Here is a 13752-nt window from a genome sequence, read left to right as displayed (position 1 = left end):
TTCCATCAACCGGGCTTTCTGTCGGTACTGCGTCAACCTACTCTTCTGTTCAACGTTTTTCGTTTCATTGACAACATACTACTTTTAATTTTCACAAACGTCAAGGCCTATTGGCAAATTTCCTGAAAATTCGCTTGATGGGTTCACCGCCAATGGCTTATCCGCGGTGGAACCAACTGCTGACCTTGTGCCAGAACCCATCCGGCTCCTGATCTTCCAGCTTCATCAACGGGACCGTCTCGCCCTCTAGGCGCCGGGCCACGTTACGATAGCCTTGTGAGGCCGCATTGTCGGCATCCATCACGATAGGTTCCCCCTGGTTGGACGTTGAAATGACGGCATCGTCATCGACAATGATGCCCAGCAATTCAATCCCCAGATGATGGGTAATCTCATCGATATCCATCATGGAGCCATCCTGCATCATGTTCCGGCGAATCCGGTTAATCAGCAGGCGTGGGGCTTCCGTCAAGGGATGTTGTTCCAACAAGCCCACGACCCGATCGGCATCCCGCACGGCCGAGATTTCGGGCGTCGTGACCACAATCGCGGCGTCCGCACCGGCAACGGCGTTCATGAAGCCCTGTTCGATTCCGGCGGGACAGTCGATCAAGACGTAGTCGTATTCCGGCTTCAGTTCGTCCACAATCGCCTTGACTTGGTCGGGTTGTAGGGCCGTCTTGTCCGTGTTTTGCGCGGCAGGTAACAGGTAAAGCTTATCGTCAAAGCGCTTGTCCTTAACTAACGCTTGGGGTAATTTCGCCCGGCCACTCGCCACATCGACAATGTCGTAAATGATTCGGTTGTCCAATCCCAGGACAACGTCTAAGTTCCGCAGGCCAATATCCAGGTCCATCAGGCACACCCGCTTCCCCATCAAGGCAAGCGCCGTCCCAATGTTGGCACTAGTCGTGGTTTTACCCACACCACCCTTACCAGAGGTGATCACAATTGCTTTTCCCATTCTAAATTCCTCCAATCCGGTTGTACAATTTCGGGTTGATCTTCTTTAACGCGCTGAGCTTACCGTACGACAACACGTGGAGGTCGTTGACGTAAGCAATGGTTTGGCTAGAATCGGACACTTGGTCGGATTCGATAATGTCAAACTGTTCGGCAATTCTGACCTGTTGCGCGGTCGCAAGATTTCCCATAATCAGTTTGGATTCATCGTCGGGATAGCCCGCCTGCAAGATGCCGCTCACGTTACCCATTGAGAAGATGTTCCCGGTTGTGCAGAGCTTACCACCCTCATGAACGGTGCCCAAAAACAGGACATCCCCTTGCATTGTCACGTCCTGACCGTTGCGGATAACCTTACTCAGCAGGTGAACGTTCTCGCGCTCACGCAACTGAATGGCATCAGCAATGGTCATGACGTTGGCCGCAATTTTATGGATTTCAAAACGCGGGTAGTTGCCTACCAGTTGTTCGATCTGTGATTTTTCATCGGCTGTTAAAATCCGATCCTCGGTCAGGACGTCCAGCGAGACTTTCGCGGTTTCCATGGCCTTGGGATCGACATTTAGATTTTCCAATAATGCTCTTAGATCAGCTAAGATTTGGTCCATGCTTGCCGATTGTTTGAGCACCAAATCATAGCCGTTCTGCGTTCCCCGTAATACGGCAGCTTGCATAGCGTTCGTTCCCTTCACCTATTTTAACCAATTATACACCGCACGAATTGGAAAATATAAGACCACGAACATGGCGAGATTTAACGCCAACGTGGGGCCCAACGTATTAACCAAAAACGCGCTACCAGACATGGCCGTCATGTGGACGACCCGACTGGCGACAAAGCTCAATGCTTCAACGATGGTGATATCAATAAAGTAGATTAACAGTCCACTCAAAAAATTGGGACTAATGTATTTCACGATCACCCGGGTGACGTAGACCACGAGCGGGAAGACGAAGACGTAGACGCCAAAGATCCCGGTATAGTAGAGATCAAAGACAATTCCCGCCGCGATAGCCCATTTCGCCAGTGGCATCGGCATGGTCTCCTCAAACAAGACGCCGCAAACCAACCAGAGCACCACTAAGTGACTAACCATGACGGATGGCGTATTAAACAGATGGACACTAAAGACTTGGCTGATACTGCCATCCAGAAATAACATCAAGAATAGACCAATTGGGAAACCAAAACGCATTTTAGATAATCGATACACGCCTTAGCCCCCTTATTGTTTCGTAACCGCAACCGTCACAATGTTCAGGTCGCTTAAATCCGTTGCCGGCGTGATGTAGAGCTTGGTTGACAGCCCGTAGTCGTCACCGACCGACTTGGCAACAGTCCCCACGAACAGGCCCTTCGGCGTCACGCCGCCGAGACCACTCGTAACGACCTTGTCGCCCTTACTAATCTTCGACTTCGTGGTCAAATTGTTCATGGTAATCTGTCCGGTATCGGACTTATAGCCACTCAAGACCCCATTGACCGTCTTGCCGGACTTCGTGGTGATGGACACCGCGAATCGGTTAGCGGAATCGTTGTTATCGGTAATGAGTTCCACCTTGGAATTGGTCTTGTTCACTTCGGCCACTCGGCCAACCAGACCGGAACCAGACATGACGGGCATATTCTTCACCACGCCCGCCGAAGATCCCTTGTTGATGACGACTTGGTTTTGCCAAGACGAAGGCGTCCGCGTGATCACTGCGGCGGTAATCGCCGTGTAGTCGGTCAGCGAATCATTCAACTTGATTTCTTGTTTAAGCTGCTTGTTTTCCTTAGCTAAGGTTTGATCCCGCACCTTGGTCTGGGCGAGTTCACTCACCTGCTTCTTCAATTGTTGGTTTTCCTGATACGTGTTCAACAATTCTGAAATAGAACTAACCGACCCACGCAAGCCATTCGCAGGTAAAGCGACAACCCGGTCGGCCAGCCCAACAATATCGTTACCGAACTGTTGAATCAGTGGTGGCGTGGATTTCTTGTTACGAATAGCTACGGACACCGTCATCAAAGCAAAGCTAACAATCAAGCAGACAATGATAATGACGAGTCGCCGATTGAAAGAAAATTTTTGCATGTTTGACCTCCATCTTGTTCACCAGCAACCGGTTCGTCACTGGCGTCACAATAAAGAAGCGGGAAGCTGCCTTCCCGCTAGTCCCTATTTTTTCTTCATGACATCGATACTCTTTAATGATTCACCGGTACCAGCTGCCACACAATCCAACGGATCGTTGGCGATGGAAACTGGGACTTTGGTTGCATCGGCAATGACTTCCGATAGGTTCTTGAGTAAGGCGCCCCCACCAGTCAGCACGATGCCGTGATCGATCACGTCGGCGGCGATTTCTGGTGAAGTTTCTTCTAAGGTTTCTTTGATGGCTGTAATGACGTCTTGAACGGGTTCTTGAATGGCTTTGGCCACGTCAACCGCCGAGACTTCAACGGCCTTGGGCAAGCCAGAGACCAAGTCACGGCCACGAATCGTGGCACCCTCGATCTTGTCGGCTTCTTCCACCGAAGCGGAACCAATGTCCATCTTGAGCTTTTCAGCTGTCCGTTCACCAATCAACAGGTTGAAGTTGGACCGCACGTAAGTCGCAATCGCATCGTCCAACTTATCACCGGCAACCCGGATAGAACGACTAGAAACGATCCCTCCCAGAGAAATCGTGGCGACATCGGTGGTTCCCCCACCCATATCTACGACCATGCTACCGGTTGGGTCCATGACGGGCAACCCGGCACCAATGGCTGCAGCAAATGGTTCTTCGATGACGTAGGCGTCACGAGCACCAGCAACACGGGTCGCGTCAATGACCGCCCGCTTTTCAACTTCCGTTACACCGCTTGGCACACAAACCATCACGTAAGGCTTACCGCTGGACTTGCCAACCGTCTTTTCGATGAAATACTTCATCATGGCAACGGTCGTATCGTAATCCGCAATAACCCCATCTTTCATGGGCCGAATGGCAACGATACTAGCCGGCGTCCGACCAATCATTGCACGAGCGTCTTCACCAACGGACACAATTTCCCCAGACTTTGTGTTCTTGGCGACAACAGAAGGTTCGCGTAGAACGATTCCTTTACCGTCAACGTACACAATCGTATTGGCGGTACCAAGATCGATTCCAATATTTTTCGTTCCTAATCCGAACACTGTGTTTCATCCCTTCATTGTCAACAAAATATTTATAGTTTTTTGTCTTATTCATTGATAGACGTATTATAACATACCTATCTACGTGAGAACACGTCGTCAATGTCAAGAATACCGAACTTTTAACGAGAAAGAAATAGGTAAAACCGATTTTAATCAGATTTTAAACCTTCTGACTTATTTGCCCCCTGTTTTAGGGGTAAAATCCCGGCCTCACGCAGACTAAAGTAAGTGTGCAAACCAATCACAAAGCCATCCAGCACCGGAATCCCCATTAACCGGCCGCACTGCGCCAACCGCCGCATGAACTGGAGATCATTCGGCGACGGCTCCGCTAAGCCGCTGGGGTGGTTGTGGGCGACCACGAGCGCCGCCGCACCGGTCATCACGGCCAGACGAAAGATTTCGCGGGGATGGACAGGACAACTATCCAACGTCCCCACGAAGACGGTCTGGCGGTCGATGACTTGGTGTTTGGCATCTAAGGCCAGGACCTCCAGCCGCTCCTGAGGGGCATAGCGTAGGTCGTCCATGAGAAGCTCCCCAATCTGACTACTGGCCATGACCTCGCCGTATAGCTGACGGGGCGCGCGTTGCACCCACCGGCCCAGTTCAATGGCCGTCAACAGGGCGCGGCGGGCACTCTGACCCCCGACGTAGCGTTGGCACTGTAATTGACTGGCATAACGCAGATCGGCGACCCGGCGGAAATATCGAAAGAACCGCTCGACTTCCACCGCTACCGGCAACCCCAGGTGTCGCAAGACCCGCCCCACTAATTCACGCTCATTGGCGCTCGTCACTCTTTGTCGTTGCATCTCTCTCAGCTCCCTTACGGATTAACTCCGCAAAAAGAGCACATTTACGCGTCCGCATCCTTAAAATACTGCCGAACTTCCGAAATAAAGTAAAGCGAGCCCGTCAGCAGGACCAAATCATCCGCCGAAACGTTGGCTAGGGCCTGCTTCAAGGCACTCGGCCAATCGTCGGCCGTGGTCACGCGTTTGTGCGAGGTCACGGCGTCCTCCAAGGCCTGTGGCGTAGCGGCCGCACGCTTGCCCGGTCCCTGAAATTGGGTCACGATGACGTGGACGTTGCGCACCGTCAGCAGTGTGCGAATCATCTGTTGATACTGCTTATCTGCCAAGACCGCCAGAATGATGTAGATATCATGCTGGGCAAAGTGTTGCCGCAACAGCTGGGCCATTTCCACCATGGCAGGTTCGTTGTGGGCCCCGTCAATCGCGATCACCGGATCTTCCGTCAACCGTTCGAACCGCCCGGGCCACGCGGTATGCTTCAGGCCCGCGCGAACCTCGCTCATCTTGAGCGGCAACTGACGCAGCTGATGGTACGTGATGAAGGCCGTGAGAGCCGTGGCCGCGTTGTCAATCTGATACTGGCCCAGCAGGTCAATCTCTAGGTGTCGCCAGCGATGGTCGCCCCAATTGTAGGCGAACCGCTCGCCCCAGCCGGGTTCCGGTTGACTTTTGACCTTAAAGTCGCGACCCAACGCCCTGACGTCCGTGTGCTGGGCAGTCGCCGTCTGATCCATCACGGCCAGGGCTTCGGGCGTCAAACGACCGCAGACTACCGGCACACCGGGCTTGATGATTCCGGCCTTCTGTGCGGCAATCTTGGGAATCGTATCACCCAAGATCTTCATGTGATCCATCCCAATGGTGGTAATCACCGACACGGCCGGGGTAATGATGTTGGTCGAGTCGTAGAGGCCGCCCAGCCCCACTTCAACAATCACGATGTCTACGGGGTGGCTGGCGAAATAACAAAACATCAACGCCGTATCGATTTCAAATTCCGTCGGCCCCTCTTCGGCTAGCTCCCGGTCCAACCGGGCCACCACGGGCTGAATCCGGTTGACCATGGCGACCAAATCGGTGTCGCTAATGGGCTGCCCATCGGTACTAATCCGTTCATTGAACCGGGTGATAAAAGGCGAGGTGAACGTCCCCACCGTCTGCCCCTCGGCCATGAACAGGTCTCGTAAGAAGGCCACCGTGGACCCCTTGCCATTGGTGCCGGCAACGTGAATCATGTTTAACTCTGCCTGCGGGTCACCCAAGATGTGCATGAACTGCCGCATCCTATCGAGAGTCGGCTTCTTCTTGAACCGGTCGCGACCGTGGATGAACTGCAGGGCTTCGGCATACGTTTCTACCAAAATAAAAACCTCCCGCGTGCGTCACTGCCTCTTAGTGTAGCAGATTTTGTGGCGAACGGCGAAAGGGTTCTTCCCTATCGGCCAATTAATGTTGACGAGTGCCATCACCGGCGCCTTACCGTTCACCAAATATGGGGTGAAACGCGGTGGGCAAACCGGAAAACCGTCTCCTCAGGCTGGCGGTGTCTCCCCCATATCCCTGACTGGCGTAGGCCTCTGGTTTCACTAATTCTAATGGACAGAAGGGCTCCGGGAATCATCGCGTTAGTTTTACGGTTAACCTTTAACTGACTGTTTAAGAAAGTTTAAGCTTCCAACAAATCTTGCAACAAAATGGCCGAATTTTACATTAGTTCTAAGTAGAGGCTTAAAAAAAATCACCATCCCCGTTTCAGGAATGGTGATTGGTATGAATCGCTGACACTTGGCCTAAAGTTGGGCCTTGATGTCTGCTAGCCGTTGTTGCGTGGCCTCTAGTTTCTTTTGGTTATCCGTTTGCTTTTCGCGTTCGGCGTTAACCACATCTTCCGGCGCGTTGGCCACGAAGCGCTCATTACTCAGCTTCTTGGCGGCCCGTTGGACTTCCGACGTGTACTTGGCGACTTCTTTGTCCAAACGTGCGGCTTCATCGTTCAGGTCAACCAATTCGGCCAACGGAACGGAAACTTCGGCACCGGTGATGACGGCGGTCATGGCCAGTTTAGGTGCCACAACATCCGCGCCGATTTCGAAGTCCTTCGGGTGAACGAACCGGTCGATGTAGTCGCGGTTGGTCTCGAACACGCGTTGTAAGTTCGCGTCACTGGTCTTAATTTGCAGATCAATTGGCGTGGACATTGGCGCGTTGGCTTCGGCCCGAACGTTCCGCACGGCCTTAATCAGGTCGATCAAGCTAGTCATATCGCTTTCCGCCGTGGCGTTGTCGAATTCTGGGTGGTCGACTGGGTAAGCCGCCGTGACCAGTGATTGCCCGTCATGCGGCATGGCCTGCCAGATGGCTTCGGTGACGAATGGCATAATCGGTTGGAGTAAACGCAAGGTTTGATCCAGAACGTAGGCCAACATGTCTTGCTTGGTGGCCTTGGCCGCCGCATCGTCGCCCGTCAGAACTTCCTTACTCATTTCGATGTACCAGTCACAGAAGTCGTTCCAGATGAAGTTGTACAGGGAACGACCGGCTTCACCGAACTCGAACTTGTCAAACATTTCCGTCACGTGCTTGACCGTGTCATTCAACCGACTCAAAATCCATTTGTCGGTCAAATCCCACTTGTCGGCGGCTGGAACCACCGGCTGTGTGTTCTCGCCCAAGTTCATGATGACGAAACGGCTGGCGTTCCAAATCTTGTTGATGAAGTTCCAGGCTGCATCCATCTTGTCGTAGCTGAACCGGACATCTTGGCCGGCAGTGGAACCCGTGGACAGGAACCACCGCAGGGCGTCGGCACCGTACTTGTCGATGACGTCCATGGGGTCGATTCCGTTACCCAGGGACTTGCTCATCTTCCGACCGTCTTCGGCCCGGATTAAGCCATGCAAGAGCACGTGCTTAAACGGCCGCTTGCCTGTAAATTCGAGGCTTTGGAAGATCATCCGGGAAACCCAGAAGAAGATGATGTCGTAACCCGTAACCAATGTGTCGGTTGGGAAGTAGCGCTTGAAGTCGGCGCTGTCTTCATTTGGCCAACCCATCGTGGAGAATGGCCACAGGGCACTGGAGAACCAGGTGTCCAAGACATCGGGATCTTGTTCCCAGTTTTCGATATCCTTCGGTGCTTCTTCGTTAACGTAGACTTCGCCGGTCTTCTTATTGTACCAGGCCGGAATCCGGTGACCCCACCAGAGTTGCCGTGAGATAACCCAGTCGTGGACGTTTTCCATCCATTGGGTGAAGGTGTGTTCGAAACGTTCGGGGACGAAATCAACCGCGTCGTCGCCCGCTTGGTTCTTGATGGCGGCTTCGGCGAGTGGCTTCATCTTCACGAACCATTGCGTGGACAGCCGAGCTTCGACTTGAACGCCGGTCCGTTCGGAATGCCCAACGGAATGGACGATGGGGTCCACCTTTAGCAGCAACCCTTGGTCGTCTAGGTCCGCAACCATGGCCTTCCGCGCGTCGAAACGGTCCATCCCGGCGTACTTGCCGGCCTTGTCGTTCATCGAGGCATCTTCGTTCATGGTGTTGATCCGTTCCAAATTGTGCCGGTTTCCGACTAAGAAGTCATTTGGGTCGTGGGCTGGCGTAATCTTAACCATCCCGGTTCCGAAGTTGATGTCGACGTATTGGTCGGCGATGATCGGAATCTCACGGTTAGCCAGTGGCAGAACCACCTTCTTGCCGACCAAGTCCTTGTATCGGTCGTCGTCGGGGTTCACGGCCACGGCGGTATCCCCCATCATGGTTTCCGGACGGGTGGTAGCAATCTCAATGTAGTGTTTGCCATTGAAGGTATCTTCAGGGTTGGCAAACGGGTACTTCACATGGTAGAAGGCCCCTTTGTCGTCCTTGTGAATCACTTCGATATCGGATAAGGCGGTCCGGGCTTGCGGGTCCCAGTTGATGATGTATTCGCCGCGGTAGATGAGGCCCTTCTTGTAGAGGGCAACGAAGACCTTCTTGACGGCATCGGATAACCCATCGTCCAACGTGAACCGTTCACGGGAGTAGTCCATGGACAGCCCCATCTTGGCCCACTGCTTGTGGATGGTAGCGGCGTATTCGTCCTTCCATTCCCAAACCTTGTCGACGAACTTCTCGCGGCCGAGATCGTAACGGGTAATGCCCTGTTCGCGCAACCGGGCTTCCACCTTGGCCTGCGTGGCGATGCCGGCGTGGTCCATGCCGGGAACCCAGAGTGTATCGAAGCCCTGCATCCGCTTCTGGCGAATGATCATGTCTTGTAAAGTCGTATCCCAGGCGTGACCTAAGTGCAACTTACCGGTAACGTTTGGTGGCGGTAAAACGATGGAATACGGGGTGGCTTTCTTATCGCCACTGGGTTTGAAAACATCTTCATCGAGCCAAGTCTGATAACGACCCGCTTCAACGGCGGTCGGATCGTACTTGGTCGGCATATCAACTTGCTTGTCTGCCATGTAAATCAATTCCTTTCTTGACTGGGAGAAGCTAACGCATTGGGCGAAAAAAAGACGCCTCATCCTAAAAATTAGGACGAAGAGTCTTCGCGGTACCACCTAAATTGGGCGTTTATGCCCCACTTAACTTCTTTGTTAACGGAGAGTGCTCCGGTCCGGGCTTACTTACGGTTCAGCCCGGCAGCTCACAAGCTACGTTCACGTGAGTGTCTCACCGGTTTCCAGCACCTCCGGCTCTCTAGAACAGACATTCTCACGCTACTGACTTGCTCAACGCTACTTTCACAGTTTACGCAACTTTAGCTTAAAGGTCAACACGTGGGACGAGTTTTTCCAAGGCATCGATGGCTTCCAAGTAATTGGGCTCATCGGATTGTTCGGTCACAATCTGCCGGTAAACAATCTTGCCGGTATCATCGATGATCCAAATTGACCGCGCCAAGTTACCTAAGTTTGGGACGTACAAGCCCATCTCGTAGCCAAACGACAATTCTTCGTCTGACAACAAGTCGATGTTTTCAACGCCCTGGGCCGCACACCATCCTGTCTGTTCGGCAATCGAGTTGTTTGAAATCGTTGCAAAACGGGCATCTGGATAGTGATCCGCCTGCTGGGTGAACTTTCGCGTTTGGATCGTGCATACTGGTGTATCCAAGTCTGGAACAACGCTAATCAAGGTCACTTTGCCAATGAGGTTAGCCGTCTTGACCTTCTTATTTTCCTGATCGAATACCTTAAACTTTGGTAACTGATCTCCTACTTCTGGCAACGTACCAGATAAAGAGAATGTATCGCCGAGTCGTGTGACTTCCACGCAGATCAACCCCTTCAGTTGTTTATCGGTTCTCACCGATTAGTTGCTTCAATTATCGCGCAACTCTGGGGGCAATGACAAGTGTTTTGCCATAAAATCGTGAAAAACTCTGAGTGAGTCGTCCCTACGTCTGTGGGGAATACTCAGGTGGGGTATCGGTTGACCAGCCTACTGTAGGAGCACCCCCACACCTGTGGGGAATACGTTGGTGGCGCTGGCTACCCTGTCGCTCGGCCAGGATCACTCCCACATCTGTGGGGAATACTTCAAGGATGTCGCCGTGCTGGCGCCGGAGAAAGGATCACCCCCACACCTGTGGGGAATACTAGGGTATTTATCCACATTCGTCAAACAAACAAGGATCACCCCCACACCTGTGGGGAATACGTCTCTAACGTATTCCAAGCCATTCCGGTATAAGGATCACCCCCACACCTGTGGGGAATACCGAATAATGCGCACATTCGGAACATTGCCTATAGGATCACCCCCACACCTGTGGGGAATACCCTCGAAGAAACAAGGTTACTTGGCGCTCGATAGGATCACCCCCACACCTGTGGGGAATACAAACAGGAAACGTGGGGTGGTGAAGTTAACTGGGGATCACCCCCACACCTGTGGGGAATACACTAAACAAGTCCCGTCAGACCGGCATTTCATTTTCGCCAACACCCAAGTTTTAGTTAGTTTGTCTATCTCAGCATACCCTATCTCCTTCTAATTCTCAATCAAAACGCCGCGCAAAAAAGCCCAGGCAGTCATCCCACCTGGACCTCATTTTAATTACAATAACTCAGCGAAAACGTCTTCGTTTTGATTCAGGTAATTGTCCCCAGGGCGAATGTCAGAAATGACGATGCCGTCCAGGGCTTCCTTCATCAAGCCGTCCACGTCAATGTAGCCCTCGTACTTCCGGGACTTTTCCAAGCTCGGATGCGTCTTGGGTGCCGGTGGCGTGAAGATGGTACAGCAGTCCTCGTATGGCAAGATGGAGAGATCGTAGGTGTCGATGTCTTCGGCAACCTTGATGATTTCCGTCTTGTCCATGGACAGCAGTGGCCGCAGGATTGGCATTGACGTCACATCATTGATGGCCGCCATACTTTCCAGCGTCTGCGAAGCCACTTGACCCAGGGATTCTCCGTTAAAGATCCCCTTGGCATGACGCATCTCGGCGATAGCCGCCGTCAGCCGCAACATCATCCGCCGTTGCACGGTCATCAGGTAACCCTCGGGCACCTTTTCCTTGATGGTCTCCTGAATCTTGGCAAACGGTACCTGGATGAACTGGATACCGCCCGAGTACCCGGCCAGCCGCGCCGTCAATTCCTTGGCCTTGGCCAAAGCCTGTTCGGACGTGTATGGCGGACTGTAGAAGTGGATCATATCAATCTTGACGCCCCGGCGTAACGCGTAGTATGAAGCGACCGGTGAGTCAATTCCACCAGAGAGCATCATGACAGCCTTACCCCCGGTACCCACGGGCAACCCGCCGGCACCTTGGATGGTTTCGCCGGACAGGAAGACCCCGTTCATCCGCACTTCGACCCGAAGTTCCAGGTCGGGATGCTTCATTTGAACGGTCAAGCCAGGAACGTTTTCTAAAATCGTACTCCCGAGGATTTCGTTCATCTGGTACGTGTCATACTGAAATTCCTTGTCTTGCCGCCGCGTGTTGATTTTGAAGGTCATGCCCGGTTTAAAGGCTTCCTTAACCATTGCCACGGCCGTTTCCTTGATCTGGTCAATATCTTTTTCAACCTTAACCGAAGGCGAGAAGTTTTCGATACCGAAAACACCCTTCAGGCGGTTCATGACGGCGTCCGAATCCGCGCCGTTTAAGGTAACGTGCAACCGGTCATGTTGCGCTTTGACTTCAATGTCGTCAAAGGTGCTGAGTGCTTTACGTACGTTTTGGCCCAGCTGTTTGATGAAGTCTTTCTTGTTTTTCCCCTTCGTCGACAGCTCGCCGTAACGGACCATAATTTCACTGTATTCCATTGCGCGACCCCTTTCGTATTCCTCTTGTTTTAGTTCAATTTGGCAAATTGCGTGTACAGTTCGTCAAAGACTTGGTTAAATTTCTCGGCTTCCGCCATGGTGTTGTGTTCGTCCAATGAAATCCGCACGGCGCTGGTGGCGATGCCATCATCGACCTTCATGGCCTGTAACGTGCTGGATTCCACGTGCTTCTTCGATGAGCATGCACTGGTCGTGGAGATGAAGATGTCGTGTTCCTCGAAGGCGTGCACGATGGTTTCTCCCCGAACCCCCGCAATGGCAAAGCACAGGATGTGCGGTGCGAAGTACGGGAGATCCTTAGAGAAGATCGTCACGTTCGGGAAGGTCTCCACATGGTGCAGGATGGCCAGACGAATTTCTCGTTGACGCTGAACCTTGGCCGCTTCATCGGTCAAAAGTAAGCGTAGCGCCTTGGCCATGGCCGCGATGGCTGGCAGGTTCTCGGTTCCAGAACGTAAATTCCGTTCCTGACCACCACCGGCCATCAGCGGCGCAATCTTGCGGCCCTGACGTTTGTACATGAACCCAATGCCCCGGGGTGCGTGGAACTTGTGGCCGGAGAAGGTCACGAAGTCCACCCGGTCATTGAAGATCTTGTCGGCTAAGCCCTTACCAATCCCCTGAACGGCATCGATATGCCAGTGAATCCGGGGGAAGTCGCGCATGACCGCCGCAATTTCATCGAGCGGCTGAACCGCCCCGATTTCATTGTTGACGGCCATCGTGGACACCAGAATGGTGGATGGCTTAATCGCCGCACGCAGGTCGTCCGCGGAAACCCGGCCGTGTTCATCGACGGGCAGGTAGGTCACGTCAAACCCTTCTCGCTTCAATTGTTCCATGGAATTATGAACGGCGGGATGTTCCACTTCGGTCGTAATCAAGTGATTTCCGAACTCGCGCTTGGCCATGGCCGTGCCCTTGATGGCCCAGTTGTCACCCTCGGTACCGCCGCTGGTGAAGAGAATCTCACTCAGCTTGGCACCCACAAGGTCGGCGATTTGTTGCCGGGACTGTTCTAACAAGTTAAACGCCTGCTCGCCAAACTTATGCAAACTTGAGGGATTCCCCCAGTAGTTTGCACTGACTTTGGCATAAGTATCGACCACTTCGGGCGCTGCCTTGGTGGTCGCACTGTTATCAAAATAAATCATACTGAACCCTCTTATCTCTTTTCTATTGGTTCGACTCCGATAGAAATTCTTTCTCATTATAAACACAATCGGGCGTTCCCACAAGCCCCCTACCCGGAAAAGCGGCCCGGTACACGACAAACACCCACCATCTCGTCAGCTAAAGGTTGAAAAATAGAAATCGACTAAAACTATGGTCATCGCATAACTCATGACGTTAAGTTTAGTCGGTTACAGTTTCGCAGTGGAAAGCGGCCGCCTTACCGTTCGCCAAATATGGGTTGGATCGCGGTGGGCGGACCGGACCGAGCCTGAAAAGCGGTCTCGGCCTCGCTTTGAGCCGATAGCCCACGTCTCAAAGACGCCAGTTCC

Annotated in this window: 11 protein-coding genes, 1 CRISPR repeat array and 2 other annotated features (1 of these 14 cut by a window edge); all 11 genes read right to left on the bottom strand. The window is 52.8% G+C overall.

Features of this window, described 5'->3' with window-relative positions:
- Positions 1-62, bottom strand: a binding site (T-box leader) (it extends 166 nt beyond the left edge of the window).
- Positions 63-157: 95 nt separating this feature from the next.
- Positions 158-964 (bottom strand): septum site-determining protein MinD, encoded by an 807-nt coding sequence (gene minD, locus V8I28_RS08225; protein ID WP_233669814.1) that lies wholly within the window; start codon positions 962-964, stop codon positions 158-160.
- A 1-nt stretch (position 965) separates the two neighbouring features.
- Positions 966-1637 (bottom strand): septum site-determining protein MinC, encoded by a 672-nt coding sequence (locus tag V8I28_RS08220; protein ID WP_341779632.1) that lies wholly within the window; start codon positions 1635-1637, stop codon positions 966-968.
- 18 nt (positions 1638-1655) lie between these two features.
- Positions 1656-2177 (bottom strand): rod shape-determining protein MreD, encoded by a 522-nt coding sequence (mreD, locus tag V8I28_RS08215; protein ID WP_341779631.1) that lies wholly within the window; start codon positions 2175-2177, stop codon positions 1656-1658.
- A gap of 12 nt (positions 2178-2189) precedes the next feature.
- Positions 2190-3041 carry a rod shape-determining protein MreC gene (mreC, locus tag V8I28_RS08210; RefSeq protein WP_341779630.1) on the bottom strand — a complete coding sequence of 284 codons (852 nt, stop codon included), beginning with the start codon at positions 3039-3041 and terminating at the stop codon, positions 2190-2192.
- An 84-nt stretch (positions 3042-3125) separates the two neighbouring features.
- Entirely contained in the window at positions 3126-4130 is a 1005-nt protein-coding gene (locus V8I28_RS08205) for a rod shape-determining protein (protein WP_057733437.1), read from the bottom strand.
- 152 nt (positions 4131-4282) lie between these two features.
- On the bottom strand, positions 4283-4948 hold the full coding sequence (locus V8I28_RS08200) for a JAB domain-containing protein (RefSeq protein ID WP_341779629.1): 666 nt from the start codon (positions 4946-4948) through the stop codon (positions 4283-4285).
- Positions 4949-4992: 44 nt separating this feature from the next.
- The gene (locus tag V8I28_RS08195; RefSeq protein ID WP_341779628.1) at positions 4993-6312 is read right to left on the bottom strand and encodes a bifunctional folylpolyglutamate synthase/dihydrofolate synthase; all 1320 of its coding nucleotides are present in this window, start codon (positions 6310-6312) and stop codon (positions 4993-4995) included.
- 429 nt (positions 6313-6741) lie between these two features.
- On the bottom strand, positions 6742-9408 hold the full coding sequence (locus V8I28_RS08190) for a valine--tRNA ligase (RefSeq protein WP_341779627.1): 2667 nt from the start codon (positions 9406-9408) through the stop codon (positions 6742-6744).
- A gap of 69 nt (positions 9409-9477) precedes the next feature.
- Positions 9478-9691 (bottom strand) — a binding site (T-box leader).
- Positions 9692-9712: 21 nt separating this feature from the next.
- Entirely contained in the window at positions 9713-10222 is a 510-nt protein-coding gene (locus V8I28_RS08185; protein ID WP_341779626.1) for a thiol peroxidase, read from the bottom strand.
- Between the two features lie 174 nt (positions 10223-10396).
- A CRISPR array of direct repeats spans positions 10397-10853; the repeat unit is 30 nt; unit sequence AAGGATCACCCCCACACCTGTGGGGAATAC.
- Between the two features lie 155 nt (positions 10854-11008).
- The gene (thiI, locus tag V8I28_RS08180; protein ID WP_341779625.1) at positions 11009-12226 is read right to left on the bottom strand and encodes a tRNA uracil 4-sulfurtransferase ThiI; all 1218 of its coding nucleotides are present in this window, start codon (positions 12224-12226) and stop codon (positions 11009-11011) included.
- 29 nt (positions 12227-12255) lie between these two features.
- Positions 12256-13401: a cysteine desulfurase family protein gene (locus tag V8I28_RS08175; RefSeq protein WP_341779624.1), complete on the bottom strand. Its 1146-nt coding sequence runs from the start codon at positions 13399-13401 to the stop codon at positions 12256-12258.
- Positions 13402-13752: the final 351 nt, after the last annotated feature.

The organism is Levilactobacillus sp. HBUAS70063 (assembly GCF_038374745.1).
Taxonomy (GTDB): domain Bacteria; phylum Bacillota; class Bacilli; order Lactobacillales; family Lactobacillaceae; genus Levilactobacillus.
The sequence above is the reverse complement of the archived record's forward strand: the minus strand, read 5'-3'. Positions and strand labels throughout refer to the sequence as shown.